Origin of the sequence: Streptomyces scabichelini (genome assembly GCF_011045015.1) — a bacterium.
GTDB lineage: Bacteria > Actinomycetota > Actinomycetes > Streptomycetales > Streptomycetaceae > Streptomyces > Streptomyces scabichelini.
In genome coordinates this window covers 1-20261 of record NZ_JAAKZY010000186.1, presented here as the reverse complement: position 1 = coordinate 20261, position 20261 = coordinate 1, and the positions used below count along the sequence as shown (strand labels likewise).

17 protein-coding genes and 2 pseudogenes are annotated in these 20261 nt (G+C 69.9%); 6 read left to right on the top strand and 13 right to left on the bottom strand.

What is annotated here, in order from left to right; all coding sequences use genetic code 11:
* The 3 genes and pseudogenes from G5C60_RS38840 to G5C60_RS38830 form a co-directional block, all read left to right on the top strand.
* A pseudogene (locus G5C60_RS38840) lies at positions 1–389 on the top strand (hypothetical protein); the annotation flags it as partial.
* Between the two features lie 7 nt (positions 390–396).
* Positions 397–525 (top strand): annotated as a pseudogene (locus G5C60_RS38835) (glutamine synthetase); the annotation flags it as partial.
* Between the two features lie 234 nt (positions 526–759).
* On the top strand, positions 760–1395 hold the full coding sequence (locus G5C60_RS38830) for a GNAT family N-acetyltransferase (protein ID WP_165266794.1): 636 nt from the start codon (positions 760–762) through the stop codon (positions 1393–1395).
* A 175-nt stretch (positions 1396–1570) separates the two neighbouring features.
* Here G5C60_RS38830 and G5C60_RS38825 read toward each other — a convergent pair whose 3' ends face one another.
* The 4 genes from G5C60_RS38825 to G5C60_RS38810 form a co-directional block, all read right to left on the bottom strand.
* Complete coding sequence (locus G5C60_RS38825) at positions 1571–2140, bottom strand: DUF3455 domain-containing protein (RefSeq protein ID WP_165266792.1); 570 nt, start codon at positions 2138–2140, stop codon at positions 1571–1573.
* 445 nt (positions 2141–2585) lie between these two features.
* Complete coding sequence (locus G5C60_RS38820; RefSeq protein ID WP_165266790.1) at positions 2586–4124, bottom strand: hypothetical protein; 1539 nt, start codon at positions 4122–4124, stop codon at positions 2586–2588.
* Complete coding sequence (locus tag G5C60_RS38815; protein WP_165266788.1) at positions 4124–5320, bottom strand: FAD-dependent monooxygenase; 1197 nt, start codon at positions 5318–5320, stop codon at positions 4124–4126. Before G5C60_RS38815 ends, G5C60_RS38820 begins: the two co-directional genes overlap by 1 nt.
* A gap of 416 nt (positions 5321–5736) precedes the next feature.
* On the bottom strand, positions 5737–6174 hold the full coding sequence (locus G5C60_RS38810) for a hypothetical protein (RefSeq protein WP_165266786.1): 438 nt from the start codon (positions 6172–6174) through the stop codon (positions 5737–5739).
* A 404-nt stretch (positions 6175–6578) separates the two neighbouring features.
* Here G5C60_RS38810 and G5C60_RS38805 point away from each other — a divergent pair, with 404 nt between their 5' ends.
* Complete coding sequence (locus G5C60_RS38805; protein ID WP_338146054.1) at positions 6579–7745, top strand: helix-turn-helix domain-containing protein; 1167 nt, start codon at positions 6579–6581, stop codon at positions 7743–7745.
* Between the two features lie 185 nt (positions 7746–7930).
* Here the strand turns inward: G5C60_RS38805 and G5C60_RS38800 are convergent, their stop codons facing one another.
* Genes G5C60_RS38800 through G5C60_RS38780 form a run of 5 tightly spaced genes read right to left on the bottom strand, consistent with a single transcriptional unit; the run spans position 7931 to position 15503 of the window.
* Positions 7931–10600, bottom strand: coding sequence for a discoidin domain-containing protein (locus G5C60_RS38800; RefSeq protein WP_165266782.1), 2670 nt, complete (start codon positions 10598–10600; stop codon positions 7931–7933).
* On the bottom strand, positions 10597–12345 hold the full coding sequence (locus G5C60_RS38795) for a DUF2264 domain-containing protein (RefSeq protein WP_165266779.1): 1749 nt from the start codon (positions 12343–12345) through the stop codon (positions 10597–10599). Before G5C60_RS38795 ends, G5C60_RS38800 begins: the two co-directional genes overlap by 4 nt.
* A complete protein-coding gene (locus tag G5C60_RS38790) occupies positions 12345–13223 on the bottom strand; it encodes a carbohydrate ABC transporter permease (RefSeq protein ID WP_241267389.1) in 879 nt (292 codons plus the stop codon). Before G5C60_RS38790 ends, G5C60_RS38795 begins: the two co-directional genes overlap by 1 nt.
* A gap of 40 nt (positions 13224–13263) precedes the next feature.
* The gene (locus G5C60_RS38785) at positions 13264–14208 is read right to left on the bottom strand and encodes a carbohydrate ABC transporter permease (protein WP_165266777.1); all 945 of its coding nucleotides are present in this window, start codon (positions 14206–14208) and stop codon (positions 13264–13266) included.
* Positions 14205–15503 (bottom strand): ABC transporter substrate-binding protein, encoded by a 1299-nt coding sequence (locus tag G5C60_RS38780; RefSeq protein WP_165266775.1) that lies wholly within the window; start codon positions 15501–15503, stop codon positions 14205–14207. Before G5C60_RS38780 ends, G5C60_RS38785 begins: the two co-directional genes overlap by 4 nt.
* 84 nt (positions 15504–15587) lie before the next feature.
* Here G5C60_RS38780 and G5C60_RS38775 point away from each other — a divergent pair, with 84 nt between their 5' ends.
* The gene (locus G5C60_RS38775; RefSeq protein WP_206440504.1) at positions 15588–16637 is read left to right on the top strand and encodes a LacI family DNA-binding transcriptional regulator; all 1050 of its coding nucleotides are present in this window, start codon (positions 15588–15590) and stop codon (positions 16635–16637) included.
* 123 nt (positions 16638–16760) lie between these two features.
* On the opposite strand, the gene G5C60_RS38770 is transcribed toward G5C60_RS38775, so the two are convergent.
* The 4 genes from G5C60_RS38770 to G5C60_RS38755 form a co-directional block, all read right to left on the bottom strand.
* Complete coding sequence (locus G5C60_RS38770; protein WP_165266773.1) at positions 16761–17657, bottom strand: methyltransferase domain-containing protein; 897 nt, start codon at positions 17655–17657, stop codon at positions 16761–16763.
* Between the two features lie 229 nt (positions 17658–17886).
* Positions 17887–18717, bottom strand: a complete 831-nt coding sequence (locus tag G5C60_RS38765) for an SAM-dependent methyltransferase (RefSeq protein WP_165266771.1) — start codon at positions 18715–18717, stop codon at positions 17887–17889.
* An 86-nt stretch (positions 18718–18803) separates the two neighbouring features.
* Positions 18804–19055, bottom strand: coding sequence for a DUF397 domain-containing protein (locus tag G5C60_RS38760; RefSeq protein WP_165266769.1), 252 nt, complete (start codon positions 19053–19055; stop codon positions 18804–18806).
* Complete coding sequence (locus G5C60_RS38755) at positions 19052–19924, bottom strand: Scr1 family TA system antitoxin-like transcriptional regulator (protein WP_165266767.1); 873 nt, start codon at positions 19922–19924, stop codon at positions 19052–19054. Before G5C60_RS38755 ends, G5C60_RS38760 begins: the two co-directional genes overlap by 4 nt.
* A gap of 134 nt (positions 19925–20058) precedes the next feature.
* On the opposite strand from G5C60_RS38755, the gene G5C60_RS51315 reads away from it, so the two are divergent.
* A partial coding sequence (locus G5C60_RS51315; protein WP_206440503.1) for a hypothetical protein occupies positions 20059–20261 on the top strand: 203 nt, incomplete at its 3' end.

Sequence of the window (20261 nt, the reverse complement as noted above, 5' to 3'; positions counted from 1 at the left end):
GCGGCGGCCAGTCCGACGTCCAGGGCCTCTTCTACGGCGGCGGCCTGGACCAGTTCTGGAAGCAGTGCGCCGGCGTCTTCGCAGTCCTCGCCTACTCCCTCGTCGCCTCCGCGGTCCTCGCCTTCCTCGTCGAGAAGACGATCGGGATGCGGGTCTCCCCGGACGACGAGATCGTCGGTGTCGACCAGGTCGAACACGCCGAGACCGCATACGACTTCAGTGACGTGAGTGCCTACGGCCCGTCCTGGTCCAGCACGGGCACTTCCACGCCGGGGCGGACCGCGCCGCTGATCGCGGCCGACACGGGCATGGCCACCGCCGCAACCGCGCCGAACTCCGCGACCGGCACCCTCCTTGAGGACGCGTGGTCACGGGAAGACGGAGCCTGACCGTGCCCAGGTCGAGAAGGACGGCAAGGACTACATCGAGGACCGCCGACCCAACGCCAACGTCGACCCGTACGTCGTGACCCGACTGCTCGTCAACTCCTGCTGCACCGCCCTGGAGAAGGCCAACCAGACCTGACCCCAACCCCACGCCATACCGCGCCCCCTGCCCGCGCCCCCCAAAGGCGCGGGCAACGGGGCCCTGCGGTCGTGGGGATCTCGGGCGACTGGTCGGGGAGCCTTCATCGCGCTCCTTGGCAGGCGAATTGGCCCAACCGCCGACTGGCACCGACCTACAGGGAGCCCCTGGCGAACCGTCCTGACGCCGCACAACGCAAGTTCCAAGCAAACGGTGCCACGAAGGGAAACCCTGATGACGAAGAACGGCGCGGTCCCAGAAATCGCTGGTCAAAGCAGCAACCTTCGGCTATGGAGCGCGGGATCTACACGAGAGCCCTTGTCCACCGTGTCGGCGTTACCCACGTCCTCGCCGCCGCTCCGTCCTCCGCCGTTACAGATCGCCACGCGCACGAATCGGGTCACATTGAGCCGGACGGGGCTCGTCGAGCATCTCGACAAGGTCAACGAGATGCACGCAAGATGCTCGCCAGCCTCGCTCTATGCCCGGTACCGCGGCGTTCGGCGGGCCCTGGCCAAACGTGACTGGGAGCACTTGTGTGACCCAGCCAATGGCACCACCATGATCACAGTCCCGCTCGATGATCCGTACCGCATCATCGCTGTCACTCACCTGATGCGGACGACGACACCGCATGTCCGAGAGCTTGGCATCCTCGTCGAGGACTCCTGGCAGGGACAAGGGCTGGGCACGGCTCTCGCCCGCTGCATGGTGGACTTCGCCCGCACGCAGCTCCTCGACTGTCAGGCCATCCGAGCCATGACGAGTAGAGACAACCAACGGTCGATGTCCATCTTGCGGTGGCTGGGTGCCCAATTCAAAGGCGCGAGCGGCTCAACCATTGATGCTCTGATCCGAGTGGAGAACTAGGTCCTGACTCGGTCGTGTCCCGCTGAGCTGGTGGACCGGGTCGTTGCGTGGCCGGGTGCGCGGAGAAACGCCGGCGTGTGGACTCGAGTCCCGCGGCGAAGTGCGGCCCGTCCACGCCGATGTGCTGTGGCCCCTCGAGACAGTCCAGGGGCCACAGCCGTTGCCGCCTACTGCATCAGTTGGCGGGCTTGTAGAAGGTGTAGGTGGCGGAGTAGGGGACGCCGACCTGGTCGGTGCCGGTGCAGGCGGTGGTGGGGGCGACGCCGCCGCGGGTGTCGAGGCGCTGGATGTAGGAGACGTCGGCGAAGGCCCCGGTGCCGCGGGTGTCGCTGGACTTCAGGAGGAGCTCGGGGATGGTGCCGGTCTTGGGGGAGGTGGCGACAGCGGCGGCGGTGACGGCGCTGCCGTCCACCGTGGACACCCAGACGGGGCCGCGGGAGTGGAGGGCGATCGGGCGCTGTGAGCGGTCCTTCTTGGCCGAGAGGGTGGCGGCGGGCTCCAGCAGCTTCCAGGCGCCGTCGGTGCACGTGTAGGTCTGGACGCCTTCGGCGGAGAAGACGCCGGTGAGCCGGTTGCCGTCGGGGACCTTCAGCGCGTCGGGGACCTTCGGCGCGGCCTTGGCATCAGCGGTGGCGGGGGCGGGTTTCGAGGTTGTGGCCTGGCCGACCGTCGCGCTCAAGAGCGTGCCGGCGGTCACGGCGGCGAGAGCTGTGGTGGTGAGGATGAGACGCTTGGCGAGCTTCATCAGGTGTGACTCCAGAACATTTTCTGATGGTGTTTCGCGGGTGTGGAAGCGCGTTTCATATGTGGGAATCGTTGTGGCTGGGCAGCAAACTGCTGATCAATTTGCGACCAACTTCGCCCACTGAAGCGGATTTCCTCTGCGTGGTGCGAAGACGGCCAGGAACTGGCCGGGGACGCCGAAGCGTAAGTCCAAGGCGCCCATCCTCGGCTTTGGGCTTTTCTCATGACGCCGTGTCAAGAACTGCATACCGTTTGCCTGTTCAGCGGGAAACGGGGGTGTCGGTCGCGTGGTCGACTCAACCAGCGAACGGCCAGGGTGCACATACTTCAGTGATGCCACTTGATATGCGTGCGTTCACAGTCGATGCGCTCCGGCGCGTGCACGCACCGCAGGGCGTCAGATCACCCGGGGAGGCGGAGGATGGGCGGTCGCCGGGGCGGCCCGGTCAGTCCTTCGGCCGCGCCGATGCCTTGGCGCAGAGGTACGGACGCGCGAGCAGCAGGCCGGTGCCGGTCGTGGCGATGCCGAAGTAGACCGGCGCGAGGTGGATGAAGTCGGTGTAGTGGATCGCGCCGTGCACCACGACAGCCGGCAGGAAGCCGGCGGCCCCCGCCGCGGCCAGGGTCCAGAACACCCAGGCCTCACCCCGCCGCCAGCCCCACGCACTGAGCAGAATGATGGCCACCGCGGCGGACATCAGGGCACCGCCGAACCCCGCGCGGTCATGGGCGACGAACGGCACAAGCCGGGGGCTCACGGTTTCCAGCGTCTGCCTGCCGGCGTCCAGGAAGGTCAGGTCGGTCGGTACGAAGACACCGGTCAGACCGACCACCGAGATGACCGCTCCACCGACGAACAGCCCTGCTCCCGTGACGATCAGCAGCAACTGGCCGGCCAGCGCCCGTCGGCGCTCCGGCTCCGGCCCTTCGGGCGCCAGGCGCCACCGCGGAGTGTGCGGGGTCCGACGAACCGCGGCCACGAACATCGGGAACAGCACGAGGGTGGTGGCCGTGTGCAGGGGTTCTACGAAGCCGGTGGCCAGGAAGTAGAACAAGGTGGGGAAGCCGATCGCCCCCGAGAGCAGATACACCTCGCGGGCCCAGGGCCAGCCGCGTCTGATCCCGCCCACGGCGAGGCCGGTGTAGAGGGCGCCGATCGCCACCATCGTGCCGGCCATGGTGATCCGGTCGTGCTGGAGGAAGTGCACGAGGTGGTGGTTGGCGGCATGCAGTTCGTGCAGCGTCATGCCGAGGTAGTCACGGTCGTACCAGAGCAGCACGGGCCCGAGCGTGATCGCCGCGGCGCCGAGTCCGGCGCCCGTCATACCGAGCCCGACGAGCAGGGCCCACCACCAGGCGGGCCAGCGGCGGGGATCGCGCCCGACGTCCCGTAGCCGCGGCGCGGGCGCGGTGGGCGTGGCTGCCTCGGTGACCCGTGCGAACCAGCCGGGTCCGGCCTCGACGAGCACCCCGGGCCGGGCGAGCACGACGGCGTCCGGCTCCTCGAGTGCGGTGGCCGCGGCGGTGACCGACGGGTCGGACACATGGACCACGTGCGGGTCGTCGCTGCTGGTGAATCCGTCGACGTACGGCTTGAGCGCGGCCTCGGCCTCCGCGTCACAGGCGCGGACGACCAGCGGGATCGAGCGGCCGGCGGCGGCCTTCCGTACGGTCTCCACGTCGCCCGCCGAGACGGGCGCCACCTCGACGACACCCGCCCCGAGCGGGGGCATGGCCCGTACCGTTTCGCGGGCGAGCGAGGGCGGGACAGATATGCCGAGGCGGACGGCCACGGGCACGCCGGCGATCTCACCGGCGAGGCGCTCAGGCGGGTGGCGGTGGCCGAATCCCCGGGCGATCAGCCGCGCGCCGGCGGGACGGGAGCCGATCGAGGCCAGCAGCCGCAGTGCGGTTCGCTGCGAACGGCGTCGGCCGAGGGCGGCGGCGGCCGCGCCGCGCAGTGGGTGATATGTCCAGTCCGGCATCAGTCGCTCTTGCTCTCGCTCTTCGTCGCGGTCACCGGGGCGCCGGGCGCGGTCCAGCCGAGCACCGGCGTCATGGAACGCAGCGTCGCCCGCGTCGGCGTCAGTCGGGCGGCCGTGTCGCGCAGCAGCACCGCGGGCGGCCACGACAACTGGCCGATTGCGCCGAGCCGGGCGGAGCGGCGGGTGATGGCCTGGGTCCGCGGGCGGCGCAGCAGGTCGTACGAGCGGAGCGCGGCGGCCACGTCCGCGGTGCTGTCGAGGCAGTGGGCGAGGGTGACCGCGTCCTCCAGCGCCTGGCACGCACCCTGGCCCAGATTGGGGGTCATGGCATGAGCCGCGTCGCCCAGCAACGCAACCCGGCCGCGGACGAAGGAGGGCAGCGGCGGCAGGTCGTACAGGTCGTGTCGGAGCACCGCGTCCGCGGGGACGGCGGCCAGCAGGGCGGGGACGGGATCCGGCCAGGACCCGAACCGGCGCAGCAGTTCGGCGTACTCGGGCGTGCCGGAGGCCGCTCCCTCCGGCAGCGACGCGGTCGCGAAGCAGTACATCCGCCCGCCGGGCAGCGCCGTGTAGCCGAACCGCTCGCCGCGGCCCCAGGTCGCCGCGCCCTCGGAGGGCGGCTCGGCGAGGGGCTCGGTGACCATGCGCCAGGCCGTGTAGCCGGCGTACCGGGGGCCGGCCGCCTCGGTCCACAGAGCGCGGCGGACCACACTGCGCAGCCCGTCGGCGCCGACCACGAGGTCGGGCCGGGGCCCGCCCCCCTTGCCCCCGTGGTGATCGACGACCAGGCCGTGGCCGTCGTCGCGAACCGCGGACACCTCACTGCCCGGACGCAGGCTGTCGGCGGGCAATGCCTCGGTGAGCACCCGCAACAGGTCCGCGCGGTGCAGGACCACCAGGGGATGGCCGAAGCGGCGCGCCAGCTCCGCGTTGTCCGTACGGGACAGCCAGCGGCCCCGGCGGTCGCGTACGCCGCCTGCGTTCTCGACGGCGCCGAGTGCCCGGACGGCGTTGGCCAGGCCGAGCACCTCAAGCGCGTGCAGCGCGTTCGGCCACAGGGAGATACCGGCGCCGATCTCGGTGAACTCCGGGGCCCGTTCCAGCACCTCGACGTGCCAGCCCCGGCGATGCAGGGCGAGGGCCGCCGCGAGGCCGCCGATCCCGCCGCCGACGATGGTCGCGGCGCGCTGCGGCATGGGTCCTCGCTCTGGGTTCGGGGGTGCGCCCCCGGTCAAATGGCCGTCAATCTTGGTATCCGGTGCCCGAGCGGCATGCGACGCGACGCAGGTCCGGCTGAGCAGCGCCTCATAGCAACATGGCGACAGATGCCTGTCAATGTGCCGAGGGGCGGACCGGCCAGGTCGACCTGGCAGAGGGTCAGGCCGACGGCGTCGCGTCGTGCGGGACTCCATTACTCGACTATTCGACCCGTCGCAGGCCACTCATCGACACCTTCACCCGGAGGTCGGCGCCGATGCCTATGCCGATGCCGTACCAGTGCGGGCGGCAGCCCGGATCAGGGCTGCCGCCCGCACAACCGCCAGGATCCGTCCCCCCGATGCCCCGGACCCGGGCCTGCCAGCCCCTGACGCGGGCTGAGTTGGCGATGCGGTTACTGGACCCGACCGCAGCCGTCGATCACGCCGTTCCGCACGTTGCAGATCCGGAAACGGACGTCACGGACGTCCGTGTCGTCCAGGGAGAAGGTGTAGGTCTGGCCGCGACCGATCCCCGCGTACCACTTCCAGCTGCGGTTCGTGGTCGATGTCTCCGAGCGCTGCAGGGCGGCGCCTGTGACGTCGCTGGTGCAGTTGGACGGACGGTTGGTGAGTTTGACGGTGCCCCATGTGCGGTACAGGTTCCTGGCTTCGCTGGTGAGTTCCCAGCCGAAGGTGCCGGCGGCCGTGGTGCACCCACCGTTGCGCCCATAGCTCGCCCCGCTGATCGGCCCTTCCTGCGCGCTTGCGGTGGAGGGGAGCAGCGCAAGGCCGGCGGCCATCGCGGTGATCCCGACGACCTGTCCGAGTCTGCGTGGCGCGTCGTGTGACATGAGCATGATCTCCCTACGTGATTTCTGGTTGAGTGAATGGCGGCCACTGGGCCACCGCAACCCTTGGGTGAATGGAGATGAGACACAGGCTGGACGCGACCAATGAGCGCAGCGAGCAGCTCTGCTCCTCATCTGACAGTGAGTGTTGATGCCCGGGGATCCGGTCTGTCTTTGTGTGTCCCATCGCGTGTGTGTTCCATCGCGCCGTGGCGGTGGTTCGACCCGGCCCGGCGCCACAGAGACTGCTGGCCGCCGGTGGAGCGCAGCAAGGGCAACCTGCTGTCCCGGACAGACACGAGCTGTCCGGGCTGGTCAGGGGCCTTGTCCGGATTGCGACCCGGACAGCGGGGCATGGCGGAATTCACCGTTGTCCCTTGTGTCATGGCCGCAGCAGGATGACGTGCATGGGGAACCTGGGGGAGTCGTCGCCGTACGAAGCCCGGGACGCTGCCGGTTTTGTCGAGTCGATGCGGCGGCTCAAGGAGCGTTCGGGGCTGACGTATCGCGAACTGGAGGAGCGGGCCGCCCGAAGCGGCGATGTGCTGGCGCGCAGCACCCTGGCCGACATCCTGCGACGGACGAGTCTGCCGCGCCCCGAGGTACTGGCCGCGTTTGTCCGCGCCTGCGGAGACGGGCAGCGGGTCGGCGCCTGGCTGGACGCCAGGGACCGTATCGCCGCGGGTATCTCTGCCGCCCCTGTCCTGGCGCCAGGGTCCGGGCCCGATGCCGACGCTCCTGCCGGGGTGCCGGGCCCCAGGCCGGACGCCGATGCTCCTGCCGGGGTGCCGGGCCCCGGGCCGGACGCCGATGCTCCTGCCGGGGTGCCGGGCCCCGGGCCGGACGCCGATGCCCCTGCCGCGGTACCGGACCACGGGACCGATGCCGATGCCGACGCCGACGCCGACGCCGGTGCAACGGCGAGACCGCCGACCGAACAATCCGTGGCCTCGCGACCGCGCCGCGCCAAGCGGCGCGCGGTCGCTTTCGCGCTCTCGCTCATGGTCCCGATGCTCGCCTTGGGCGCCTGGGGATTACTCCCCGACAGGTCCGACAGCTCTGACAGCTCTGACAGCTCCGCCGATCCGGGAGCATCGGCTGGTCCGGCCACCGCGTCCCGGACCCCCGCCGACGGCTGGGTCACCATCCGCCCCGCCCGGACGCCCGACCTCTGCCTGACCGACGGACGCGACCGCGACGGCGCCTACGCCAACGCCATCGCCGTCCAACTCCCCTGCGCCCAGGTCACGGTGCCGCGTACTTACCTCGAACCAGCCGGTGAGGGCCTCTACCGCATCCAGTGGCACCATCCCACGGAGGGGAAAGGATGTCTTACGGTCATGAGCACCGGCCCCGTAAAGGGCATGCTCGAGCCCCGGAACGACTGCGCCCAGGCCACCCTGTTCCGTCTGGAACCCACCGCCGCTGACAGCACCGGCGGTTTCCGGCTTCGCCCGGTCGGCACCAGCCGTTGCATCGGCATCGTCGGCAACGACACCACCGAGGGAGCTGAGGCGGCAGAAGAAGGATGTACCGGCGCGGCCGACCAGCGGTTCCTCATCCGGGCTGGCTGATCTCTCCCTCTACGGTCGGCTGCCGGTTCCGGCCCCACGCCGGGGGTACAGGTCGGCGACAAGCGTGTCCACCTGCGGCACTCGGCCGTCCCGGGAGTCCAGCGCCCGTCCGGGCCGGGCGGCGGCCATGTGGCCCGCCCCCGGCCGCCCGGACGGGCGCTGTTCAGGGCCGGATCAGGGTCGGTTCAGGGCCGGATCGTAAGCCAGTCCAGCGCCGCGACCTCCCGTCCGCCCTCCGCCACGAGATAGAGGTCGCGGGTACCGGTGACCTCCCGCTTCAGGCGCACCGACTGCTCCTGCCAGTCGCCGTCACCCCGGACGGGCACCACCCCGAGCAGCGGGCCGTCCGGCGCGTCCAGGCGCAGTTGGAGCGAACAGCCGCGCGTGCAGGAGGAGGCGCTGCGCACGGTGAGCTGGCCGCCGTCGACGTTCATCTTGCGGAACGCCACCCAGTCGCCGGAGCCGAGCACCCCGGTGGCGGCCGTACCGCGCTCCACCCCTCGGGGGATGGTGGCCTGCTCGGCCTGGAGTGTGGCGGAGGCGTCCGGCCCGTCGCCGTACAGGCGCAGGTCGTTGGCGACCCAGGGGACCGGTCCGCTCGCGGTGAGCGTGATCTTGAGGTAGCGGGCGGTGGTCTGCCGGGCGAACACCGCGTCCTGGGTGAAGGAGCGGCCGGAGACCCGGGCGAGCGGCTCGCCCCAATGCGTGCCGTCGCGGCTGACCGAGACGGAGAAGCCGTACGGCTGGCCGTTGGTGTCGCGGCCGGCGTCGAGCGAGAGCCTGGAGAAGGTCTTGGGCTCACCGAGGTCGACGGTCAGGTACTGGCCCGCGGACTGTGGACTCGCCGCCGTCCAGCGGGTGTTGATGTCCCCGTCGGTGACGGCGGAGGCGTCCGTGCCGTCGCTCGCGGTCGTCTTCCACGTGCCGTGCCGCACCCGTTGCTGACAGCCCGGCAGGTTGCAGCCCGTCGACCAGATCGGCTCGCCGTACTCGTATGCGCCCTGGTCGGGAGCCGCTCCCCGGATGTCGGTCGTGATGCCGTCGATCACCTCGCCGGCGTCGATGGCGGGCGAGTCGGGCGTCAGCCACAGCTCGCCGTTCACGGCGTCTGTGTATCCGGGCTTGTCGCTGATCAGGTTGGAGCGGACCACCGGCAGCGGATCGCCGGTCTCGCTGACGCTGATCGGCTTCGGGCCGATGATGTTGCTGATGTACGAGCCGGAGGCGTCCGTCGCGCCGCTCAGCCGCACGGAGTTGCCGTCGATGCCCACGCCGTAGCTGGAGTTGTGGTCCTCGTTGGCGATGCTCGGTCCGGTGTGGCCGTTGAAGAAGGTGCCTCGGGCGCCGGTGTTCCAGGCGACGTTGTGGTGCAGCCGGAAGTGGCCGGAGTAGTTGTCGACGTAGAAGCCGACCTGGCCGTCGGCGTCGTGCGAGGTGTTGTGGTCGATGGAGGTGCCGGTGCCGTTCAGGCTGCAGCAGACGTAGAAGGGGGAGCCGTCGCGTGAGGTGCGCATGGCTTCGGACATGTCGTTGTAGGCGATGCGGTTGCCGTGGAATTCCGTGCCGTTGAGCTGCCAGGCCGTGTCGATGGATGCTCGTCCGGTGCGCCGGATCGTGTTGTGGGTGACGGTGTGGCCGTTGCCGTTGACCTCGATGCCGGGTGTGTAGCTGCCCATCCAGCCGACGTCGTGGATGTAGTTGTTGGTGACGGTGTTGCCGGTGCCGCGCAGCAGGACGCCGTCCCCGGCCGACTGGGAGATCTCACTGTTCTTCAGGGTGTTGCCGGTGCCGAGGATCTGCACGCCCGAGTCCAGGATCCGGGAGGCGACGATATGGCCTTCGAAGGGCGGGATCGCCAGATCGCTGTCGGACGGCATGGGGAGGGTGGAGAACTCCGAGATGTAGGTGGCGCGCAGCCGGTCGACCACGACTCCCGTGCTGTCGTTGCCCGTTCGCAGCGACGTGCCCCACAAGTTCAGGCCGCGCACGGTGACGTACGAGCTCTCGCTCAGGTCGACGCCCCACAGGCGGTGCTTCGCGGTCACCGTGTGCCCGGTCATGCCGCCCTTCGGCGGCACCATGTAGAGCCGCTGCGCGGTCTCGTCGTAGTACCACTCCCCGGGCTGGTCGAGGGCGGCCTTGGAGCCGACGAGGTAGTAGTTGCGGTAGTTCTGGTTGCCCATGCACAGCGGCGGGCAACGGTAGTTGCCGCCCTTGAAGTCCAGTTTGCCGGGTGCGGCGGCAGTGACCGTGCCTGTCTGCTGGGCCCAGGGGTTGGAACCCGCCCACAGGTGCACGGTGGCGCCGGTCCAGTCGGCGTCGGGCAGATCGGCGTCGTCGATGTGCTGGTCGGTGGAGGTGGGTTCGGCCTCGGCCCAGGTGGTGTTCAGCGGATCGGCGCCGGTGTTGGGCCAACGGCCCTCCACAGCACGGTCGTTGTCCAGGAACACCGCGTTGAAGTCGGGGTCGGGCGGCAGGTCGGTGTCGGCGGCGACCAGTCCGCCGCCGGCGTCCTTCCATCCGGTCACCTGCTCGGTCCCGTCGACGGTCACCGGGCCGTCGCCGTACGCGGCGATCGTGATCGGGGCGTCCTTGGTGCCGGAGGGAGGTGTGAGCTGTTCGCGGTAGGTGCCGCGGTGGACCAGACAGGTGTCGCCTGGGCGGACCCGGGAGAGGCAGTCGCCGATGGTGCGCAGCGGTCTCTCCGCGGAACCGGAAGCGTTCTCGCTGCCCGAGGGGGCCACGTGGTAGGTACGGCCGGAGCCGGCCGCCTGCGCCGGTGCCTGGACCGGGAGGGCCAGCAGCGCTGTCACGGCGGCCAGTACGGACAGGCCTCTTACTCTTCTCGATCTCATGTACCGCCTCCACTCGTCGGGGGTTCCGGTGGATCCGTCGAGGACTCCGGAGGTTGTCGCCAAGTCGCCTCGGCCTCCGGCCCGTCGGGAGCGCCCAGCACCGCGCATCTCAGCCAGTGCTCACCAGGTGGGAGCCGGCCGGTCAGCGTGGGCAGCGTCGTACGTCGGGCGAGGACGTTCGTGCCGGGCAGGCAGTCGACCACCTCGCCCGTGCGCAGGCCGTCGAGGTCCCGCAGGCCGGTGAAGCCCGCCCGGGCCGACGCACGGGCGTACCCCGTTCCGGCCGACCGTTCCACGCCCGCGTCGCGGTCCACGGCGAAGGCGCCCTCCGCCGTGTGCAGCGCACGTCCCGTCCGGATGCGGTGGGTGCGCAGATGCCAGGGCGGGGCGGCCGTCAGCCAGGTGGTGATCTCCACGTCGGGCCATGGCCGCCAGGTGCTGCGGACCGTCCCGCCCCCGGTGTCGGGGGCGGTCGGCTCCTCTCGCACCCGGTAGTGCGCTCCGCCGTCGTCGCTGAGGGCCAGCATCGAGTCGTACGCACCCTGCGCGAGTCCGAGCGTGCCGTTCGGGAGGCTGAAGCCGAACCGGGACGAGTAGGCGAACTTGGCGTACTTCTCGGCGCCGTGCCGCACCCACGCATGATGTTGGCGCCCGGCGAGCAGGGTGACGTCACCACCGGCGCGCATCAGCACGGCGCCCGCGTGCGGCTGGGCGCTGACGGCGGGCAGCGCGGGAGCGGGTTCCTCGGCCGCGGTCCAGAACGCGTGATCTTCCGGCAGCGCGAGCGGCAGGAACGCCTTCAGTGACCAGTACGGGGAGCCGGGCGCGTTGTACTGCTCGGCGAGCGCGGGCTGCGGATAGCCGTACCCGACGGACAGCAGCCCGTCGGGCCCGGTCACCGGCCGCCCTTCCCACCAGCGCAGATGGCGCAGCAGATACCCCTTGACGACACCCTGCGGCAGCGCGTCCACGCCCGCGAAGGGCAGCGCACCCCAGAAGGCGGCCTGCGCCCAGCGGTAGGTGAGGCTGCGGCCGTAGGGGACGGCGGCGCCGTTGTCCGCGAACCAGTGCCGGAAGTCGCGGGCGAACCGGGCCGCCCGCTCCTTGAAGCGGTCTCCACCCGTGAAGGTGTCGTACAGCAGCCCGTAGAAATGCATCGCCCACGGCACGTAGTAGTCGCGCCGCTCGGTGGGTCCGTCGGAGTACCAGCCGTCGCCGAGCCAGAACGTCTCCAGTCGTCGCAGCCGGGCTTCGATCAGTGAGCGGTCGTAGGGGACCTGCACCCGGTCGAGGCCGAGGGCGATCAGCACCGGGAAGAAGTGCCAGTTGTTGTCGGCCGTCTCGCGCGGGAGGGCACTGCGCAACCAGCGTGCGAGCCGGTCCCGTTCAGGCCCGCTCAGCGGGTCCCACCAGTGCTCGGGCGCGAGCGCCAGGGCGAAGCCGATCGCCGCCATCTCGACGATGCGCTGGTCGCGGTCGCGGGGCTCGCCCCAGTACTCCGGGTGCTCGGGGTCACTGCCGTGGGCGAGCCCCCGCACCCACAACTCCTTGTGCGGCACGTCCCCCTTGCCCGCGGCGATCGGTGCCAGTCCCCACAGGGGCCGGGCGAACGCCTCCAGCTCGGCGGCCGTGTCGTCATGGATCGCGGTGTTCACGCCGAGCCGCACGCGAGCCCGGCCGGTACTGAAGTGGGGCACCAAGGGAGCCACCAACTGCCGTACGTGCTCTTGTAGTTGTGTGCGCATCAGCCCTTCTCCGCTCCGGCCAGCAGCCCGCTGCGCAGGAAACGCTGGGCGAGCACGAAACCGATCATCAGGGGCGCGCAGGCCACGAGTCCGGCCAGGGCCGCTTCCGGCTGGTGGATGTCGAGGTCGGCGAAGCCGCTGGAGTTGTTGACCGCGCCGGTGGACTGGAGCAGCGACATCAGTCCGAGCTGAAGAGTGAAGGTGCGGTCGTCGGAGAGCATCACGAAGGGCAGGAAGAAGTCGGTCCAGCAGCGTACGAAGCCGAAGAAGGCGATCAGCGCGATCGCGGGCCGGGCCAGCGGCAGCGCGACCGACCAGAACAGCCGCAGCTCGCTCGCGCCGTCGACGCGTGCGGCGTCCAGCAGACTGTCGGGCAGGTTGGCCTGAAAGTGCAGGAAGGCGAGGTAGACGCCGAACGGGTAGAAGGAGAGCGGCAGGATCACCGCCCAGACCGTGCCGGTGAGATTGACCGCCGACATCTCCAGATAGAGCGGCAGGACCAGCGCGGCCGGCGGCAGGATCATCGTCACCACCGACAGGGTGAGCAGTGTCCGGCGGCCCGCGAAGTCGTGCTTGGCGAGCACATAACCCGCGGGCACGCACAGCAGCAGGGCGAGGACGACGCTCGCCGTCGCGTAGATGACGGAGTTGCCGATCCACAGGGTGATCTCGCCGTCGTTGTACGACGTCAGGTGCGACCAGGCGTCACCGACGTTGCCGAGGGAGCCGAAACCGAGTGGTGAGCCGGTCGTCAGGTCGTCGGCCGTGCGGGTGGGCGCGAGCAGCAGCCAGAGCAGGGGCAGTCCGAAGAAGACGGCCGCGCCGAGCAGGAAGAGGGCGCGGGCGCCGCGGGACAGAGCGGTCATCGCCTCAGTCATGAACCGTCATCGCCTCACTCATCAGCGGTCATCCCCTCACTCACCGGGAGTCCGTGGAGTCCGTGGCGTACATGCGGGTACGGGCGATCACGACCCAGGCGGTCAGCAGCCCGACCGCGAGCATGGCCAGCGACAGCGCGGCGGCCTTGCCGAAATCGCCGTCCTGGGTGGCGTAGACGTAGGCGAGCTGGTTGACGGACCAGGTGGGGCTGATCTGGCCGGGGGCTCCGGTGGACAGGACGGTCGGTTCGACGAAGACCTGGCTGCCGGAGGCGAAGCTGGAGATCAGCACGAAGGCGACGTACGTGCGGACCATCGGCAGCTTGACGTGCCACATCGTCCGCCAGGCCGAGGCGCCGTCGACCTGCGCCGCCTCCAGGACGTCCTTGGGGAGCGCGGTGAGCGCCCCGTACAGGACGACGATCCAGCCGCCGGCGTGCACGGCGACGCCCATCACGGCGAGGACGGCGATCAGGCTGCCGCCGGACAGCGCGTCCGTGGCGCTCTTGACGTCCATCAGCTTCAGCAGCGGCCCGAACGGGCTGCTGTCCGGACTGACCATGAACAGCCACAGCAGTGCCGCCGCCGACCCGGTGACCGCGCCCGGCAGGTAGTAGACGAGCTGGAGGGCGCCCGTCGCCCGGCCGGGTCGGGCATGCAGGGTGAAGGCGAGCGAGAGGACGGTCAGCAGGAGGACGGGCAGCCAGATGAGGAGGTACGTGGTGACGTTCTGGGCCGCCTCGCCGAGCCGGTAGTCGTCGAAGACGGCCGTCCAGTTGCGTCCGCCGGAGAAGGAGCCGTCGTGGACGAAGGAGGTCCACAGGGCGTATCCGGCGGGCGCGAGCCCGAAGACCGCGAGGAACAGTGTGTACGGGCCCACCAGGATCCACACGGCGGTGGTGCGGCCCCGGCGCCGAGGGCGCCGGTGTTCGACCGGTGCGACGGTGGTGGCCGCGGGCGGGCGGCTCAAGGTCGGCGTCTTCATCCGACCGTGTACTCGCTGGTCTTGGCCGCCGCCTCCAGCTTGTCCTGCCAACTGCTCAGCGCCGTACGGAGGTTGCCGCCGGAGTCGGCCGCCTTGCCGAGCGTGTCGTTGAAGCTGCTCTGCCAGTCGGCCTCGAAGCGGACGGCGCCGAAGCCGGGACGCAACGCGTTCGCCGCCGCGGTGAGCGCGGGCATCGGGTCGGAGGCGTAGTACGGATCCTCGGCCTTGGCCTCGCCCCACTTCTGCGCGGCTGCCGTGAAGGCGGGATAGGTGGGCTGCTCGGCCTGGAGGGTGACGTCGCTGGTCATCCAGCGCACGAGGTCCGCCGCCTCCTCGGTACGGTCGCCGGCGTGCGCGGAGACGAGGAAGGCACCGCCGCCGACCTGTCCCGCGTACGGCTTGGTCTCGCCGGGCCAGGTGGGCATGGGGGCCGCGGCGATCCGGCCCTTCGGGATCTTGAAGGCGGGCCCGAACATGAAGTCGCCGAACCAGGCGGGGCCCGGCAGCATCAGGATCTTGTCGTCCTTGCCGAGTTTGGCGAAGGCGGGGTCGGTGGGCACGACCGTGGTGACGGCCTTGGCCTTGGCCATCGGCTGGAGCAGGTCCGCCACCCGGGTGCAGCTCTGCTGGCCGAGGTCGATGTGGACCTTGGTGAGGCTGAGCGTGTCGCGGGTGGGGCAGCCGCTGCTGCCGAAGTAGGTGCCGGCGCCGTACTTGCCGTTGATCGCCCCGACGACGGTGCCGGAGTGGTCCTTGGCCGCCTTCAGCCCGACCTGCTGGTACTCGGCCCAGGTCTTCGGGACCTGGTACCCGTACTTCTTCATCAGGGTCGCGTCGTACCAGAGCACGGTCGGGGCGATGTCGTTGCGCAGGCAGTACGTCTTGCCGCTGAAGGTGCAGGTGTCGAGGGAGCCGGGGGAGAAGCCGTCGCGGACGGACTTCGGCACGAGGTCGTCGAGCGGGGCCGCGTAGCCAAACTTCTCACCGGCGAGCGTCGCGGCCTCCGCGGGGTTGGTGAGGAAGACGACGTCGGGCCAGCCGCTCTTGGTGCGGTTGGCGAGCGAGACCTTGGTGGGGACGTATCCGGCTTCGGGCGGGATGGTGACGATACGGATCTTCAGGTCGGGGTGTGCCTTCTTGTACTGCTGGGCCGCCGGCGTGCGGGTGTTGTCCACCCAGACCAGCAACTCCCCTTTTCCGTCCCCCGACTTACCGCTGCCGCCGCCGGTGCCTCCACAGCCGGAGAGCACCAGTGCCACCGCAGCGGCCAGGGAAGCGGCGCGCCATCTCTTCATCGAGGACCACCTCTACTCCGGGGAGCCGGGTTGCGATAGTTTTCGCAACCTGCGACCGCCACGGAAAAGTAGGAGATTCATCCGATGACGTCAACGGTTTCGACAGGATCGGGCTCAGGAAGGCGGCGCACTCTGGCTGAAATCGCCGAACAGGCAGGCGTTTCGGTCTCCACTGTCTCGAAGGTGCTGCACGATAGATCCGATGTGTCGGCGGAGACCCGGGCGAAGGTGCAGCGCCTGCTCGAGCAGCACGGCTATCTGGCGAAACACCGTCCGGCGGCCACCGCGGCACCACCCGGCGGACTGATCGACTTCGTCATCAACGAACTGGACAGCCCCTGGGCCGTGGAGCTGATCCGGGGTGCGGAGGACGTCCTGCACGATGCGAACATGGGACTGGTCGTCTCGGCCACGCACGGCCGGACCAGACGCGCCCGGCAGTGGCTGGACTCGCTGGCCACCCGCTCCACGCGCGGCGCGATCCTCGTCGTCCCCGAACTGACGCCGGAACAGCACGAGGAACTGGGCCGGCTCGGCATCCCGTACGCGCTGGTGGCGCCGATCGACGAGCCCGCGCCCGGGACGCCCTGGGTGGGCGCGACCAACTGGCCCGGCGGTCTTGCCGCCACCCGCCATCTCATCGAGCTTGGTCACCGCCGGATCGCGATCATCAGCGGCCCGGAACGCCGGCTCACCTCACGTGCCCGGGTCGACGGCTACCGCTCTGCGCTGGCGGAGGCAGGACTCCCCTTCGACCCGGCCCTTGTGCGCTACGGCGACTTCACCCACAACCTCGCGCACCAACACGCGCTGGAACTGCTGGCGTTGCCCGAGCGCCCGACCGCGGTCTTCGCGGGCAGCGACCACCAGGCGCTGGGTACCTACCGGGCAGCCGCCGAGCTCGGGCTGCGCATACCGGCCGATGTCAGCGTGGTCGGCTTCGACGACCTGCCGTTCGCGGACTGGGTGACCCCGCGGCTGACGACGGTCCGCACCCCGCTGGCCGACATGACCGCGCTCGCGGCCCGGATGGTGCTGCGGCTGCTGTCCGGGGAGCAGCCGGAGACGACACGGGTGGAGGTGGCGACGGAACTGGTCGTACGAGAGAGCAGCGCACCGCCGGGCCATGCCTGAGGTCCGCCGCGCACCGGCCCCCTCTTGCGGGTCTGTGTCACGTACGGGTCTGCGTCGCGTACGGGCCTGTGCGCGTACGGCCTGCGTCGCGTACGGGCCTTTCATGGACGCCCGTGTTCAATCTCAGGACCCGTCCAGCTGGAAATGCCAGACGATCACACTCGGCACTCCGTCGTTGGCCGCTGATGCCGCCTCGGGTACCAGGTCGAACAGGCACCACGGCCGGACTTCCCACGGCCCGAGTTCCGTCATGCGGGCCCCGGGTGACTCCTGCGGCTGCTCGACGGCCGGCCTCACGGGTTCCTCGCAGCGTCGTACCTGGAACCCCACCGCAAGCGCGGCGCGCAGGTAGGCGCCGGTCGAGTGCCGGTGGCTCTCCAGCCGTCCCGGCTGCCCGTCAGGGCGGCGTACGGGCGGAATCGCGCCCCGCGCCACCCACTCGGGGTGAATGTCGGAGATGATCACGTGTCCGCCCCGGCGCAATACCCTGGCGAACTCCGCCATCACCGGCCGCAGTTCGGGAAGATGCGTCAACGCGAGGGAACAGACGATCACATCCACGGCATCGTCGGCCACGGGCAGCCGGTGCAGGTCACCCAGGCGGAATTCGCCGGTCGGTACCCGTTCGCGGGCCCGGGCGAGCATGTCGGGTGAGCTGTCGACGCCGACCACCCGATGTCCGTGCTCGGCCAGCAGGGCCCCGAGCCGACCGGTGCCGCACGCGGCATCCAGGGCGACACCCGTCGGCAGCCCGGCGACGATCTCTCGGACTATGGGCTCGTCGAAGTCGAACGCCGAGTTCGGGCCGTCATACGTCTCGGACCAGATCCGGTAGCCCTCGACCGTGCCCACGCGGGCGACTTCCACAGCCGCGCCGGCCAGCGACTCGTCGTCGAGGAGCTTATGGATTTCCGCGATGCGCGCGTCGACGAACTCGCGGTCGAAATCCCCGGTGAACGAACGCAGCAGGGCAAGACCTTCGAGACCGAGCAGGTAGGCCAATGGGCTCTCGTAGATCACGGGAGGGAGGCTAGTGACGCACACTCGGCAACGGCCACCGAATTAACGGCCGAGCGCTCCCGTGGTTCGTCCGTGGTTCGTCGACGAGCAGGATCCGGTGCGCACGAGGAGGAGCTCGGGGCACCTGGCCACCCGACGCCGGCTCGTCACGCCCGGTGGCACCGCCATGCTCGGCTGTGCCACCGGATCGCGTGAGAGCACGCCCTCGTTCGAGGACCGGCGCCGGACGCTACGGCTTGATGCCCACCCCGGTCCAGAGACTGACCTCGGCGTCCGTGATGTTCTTCTCGGTCGCCTCGGGCCCGTCGTCCGAGGCTTCCGGGCGCCAGCGATGGCCGAGGGCGATCCCGGGGGCGAGGAGGTCGAGGCCGTCGAAGAAGCGGGTGACGTCTGCTTTGGAGCGGAACTGTACGGGGGTTCCGGCCGTGGTGTAGATCTTCGTGACCTTCGCCCAGGTGGCGGGGTCGAAGTCCGGAGTGCAGTGGGTCAGGGCCAGGGCGCTGCCCGAGGGAAGGACGCCCATTAGGCGGTCGACGATCCCGTACGGGTCCAGCGAATCAGGAACGAAGTGCATGAGGGCGTTGAGCGACAGCGCGACGGGCTGGGTCAGGTCCAGGACCTCCGCCAACTCGGGGGCGTTCAGGAGCGTCTCGGGCTCGTTGACGTCCGCCTCGATGTACGTGGTGCGGCCCTCGGGCGCGCTGCGCATCAGGGTCTCGGCGTACTTCAGGACGAGAGGATCGTTGTCGGCGTAGACCACCCTGGCCTGCGGAACGACAGCCTGTGCGACCTGGTGCAGATTGGGCTCGGTCGGTATGCCGGTGCCGATGTCGAGCCACTGCCGGATGCCGTGCTCCCGAGCGAGGACACGTGTGGCGCGGTGCATGAAGGCCCGGTTCTCCCTGGCACACACGAAGATGCCGGGGTAAGCCGCCGCGACCTTCTCGGCGGCCTCTTTGTCGATGTCGAAGTGGTCCTTGCCGCCGAGGTAGTAGTCGTACATGCGCGCCGAATGGGGCCGGCTCGTGTCGATGTGCCGTGCGGTGTGGGGGGAGGTCATCGTGTCCTTTCAGTGGTGTGCGTCGACGTGCCGGCCAGGTCGCAGCCGGCCGGACGTCGGTCTCGGCTGCGACCTGGCGGCCTGGTTCAGCTCGTCGTCAGGTGATCCGCGAGCCCGTTCTTGACCCCCGTGACGAAGGCGCTGATCTCCTCCGGCGTGTAGATCAGCGCGGGACCGGCGGGATCCGTCGACTGCCGCAGGGCGACACGGCCGTCCGCGAGCTGCTTCGTCTCCACGCACTGACCTCCGCTGGTACCACTCCACGGGCACTCCCAGCCCTGCTCGCCGAGTTCCGTCGCGGGCATGCCGTTGTAGACACTGCTGCCGGTGCTGGTCATGTGTACTCCTTGCGCATGCGGTTCAGGAGAGCCTTGCTCTCGGCGGCCGACGTCAGCAGGGACATCCGGTTGTGCGCCTCGAGGTGGGCGGCCACGTCGGACCGCTGGTCGAGATAGACCGATCCGGAGAGAAGCTCGGTGTAGACGATGTCGGGCAGTTCGGGCTCTTCGAACCGGAAGTAGGTGAAGGGGGCGAACGCGCCGGTGTGCGCGCCCACGCTGAACGGCACGATGTCGAGACTGACATGGTCAAGGTCCGACGCTGTCAGAAGCCCGTCGATCTGCTCGCGCATCACCTCAGGACCGCCGACGACCCGGTGCAGTACGGCCTCCTCCATCACCACCCACAGGGTGGGCGCCTCCGGCTTGGCCAGCAGACTCTGCCGGCGCAGGCGCAGATCGACTCTCCGCTCGAGTTCCTCGTCGGTGTCGTTGGGGAAGCCCGCGCGCAGGATGGCCCGGGCGTACGCGTGGGTCTGCAGCAGGCCCGTGACGTAGTGCGGCTCGTACGTACGCAGAGTCTTGGCGCCGCTCTCCAGGCTGACGTAGGCGGTGAACCATCCGGGCAGCACATCGCGGTACCGGTGCCACCAGCCCGGCCTGTTGGCCTGTTCGGCCAGTTCGATGAACTCGTCGATCTCCTGCCGGCCGACCCCGTAGGTCTGCAGCAGCAGCTCCACGTAGAGGATCTTGAGGCTGACTTCCGCCTTCTCCAGCCGCCGAATCGTCAACGGCTTCACACGCAGGGCCTTGGCCGCCTCATCCAGCGACACCCCGGCGTTCTGCCGCAGGTCCTGCAGCCGTCTGCCGAGGATCATGCGGAGAACGGTGGGAGCGCCGGTGCCGGCGCCCGAACGGGCTTCGCTCACGGCCTACCTCCTGAGTGGGTGTCAACGGCACGAGTCTGTCAGCGACTTGCTGATGACACCAGACGGATACCGGCTGCGTGAAATTATCATGCAGGAGGTTGCAGTTTGAACGGAGCGGCAAGCATAGTGACAACATGACCGATCACACCGACCGCGATGGCAGCCTTCGTCAACTCCCGGACTCGTACCGGGAGTTGACGGCTGTCGCGGCCGGGTCGGGCACCAGCTGCCTCACCCACCGGCCTCCGTGCCGGCCCGGTGAGGCACCCCCCTCAGCTCCTCGCACTGCCCGTCCCCAGACGGAAGGCGACAACCGTGCCCTCCCTTACGTCCCCTC

Bases quoted from the DNA above. Each gene is read 5' to 3' on its own strand.
- G5C60_RS38795 (WP_165266779.1), bottom strand. From the start codon at position 12,345: ATGCGCACACAACTACAAGAGCACGTACGGCAGTTGGTGGCTCCCTTG.
- G5C60_RS38765 (WP_165266771.1), bottom strand. From the start codon at position 18,717: ATGACCTCCCCCCACACCGCACGGCACATCGACACGAGCCGGCCCCAT.
- G5C60_RS38820 (WP_165266790.1), bottom strand. From the start codon at position 4,124: ATGCCGGACTGGACATATCACCCACTGCGCGGCGCGGCCGCCGCCGCC.
- G5C60_RS38825 (WP_165266792.1), bottom strand. From the start codon at position 2,140: ATGAAGCTCGCCAAGCGTCTCATCCTCACCACCACAGCTCTCGCCGCC.
- G5C60_RS38805 (WP_338146054.1), top strand. From the start codon at position 6,579: ATGGGGAACCTGGGGGAGTCGTCGCCGTACGAAGCCCGGGACGCTGCC.
- G5C60_RS38785 (WP_165266777.1), bottom strand. From the start codon at position 14,208: ATGAAGACGCCGACCTTGAGCCGCCCGCCCGCGGCCACCACCGTCGCA.
- G5C60_RS38780 (WP_165266775.1), bottom strand. From the start codon at position 15,503: ATGAAGAGATGGCGCGCCGCTTCCCTGGCCGCTGCGGTGGCACTGGTG.
- G5C60_RS38815 (WP_165266788.1), bottom strand. From the start codon at position 5,320: ATGCCGCAGCGCGCCGCGACCATCGTCGGCGGCGGGATCGGCGGCCTC.
- G5C60_RS38790 (WP_241267389.1), bottom strand. From the start codon at position 13,223: ATGACTGAGGCGATGACCGCTCTGTCCCGCGGCGCCCGCGCCCTCTTC.
- G5C60_RS38760 (WP_165266769.1), bottom strand. From the start codon at position 19,055: ATGACCAGCACCGGCAGCAGTGTCTACAACGGCATGCCCGCGACGGAA.
- G5C60_RS38775 (WP_206440504.1), top strand. From the start codon at position 15,588: ATGACGTCAACGGTTTCGACAGGATCGGGCTCAGGAAGGCGGCGCACT.
- G5C60_RS38830 (WP_165266794.1), top strand. From the start codon at position 760: ATGACGAAGAACGGCGCGGTCCCAGAAATCGCTGGTCAAAGCAGCAAC.
- G5C60_RS38810 (WP_165266786.1), bottom strand. From the start codon at position 6,174: ATGTCACACGACGCGCCACGCAGACTCGGACAGGTCGTCGGGATCACC.
- G5C60_RS38800 (WP_165266782.1), bottom strand. From the start codon at position 10,600: ATGAGATCGAGAAGAGTAAGAGGCCTGTCCGTACTGGCCGCCGTGACA.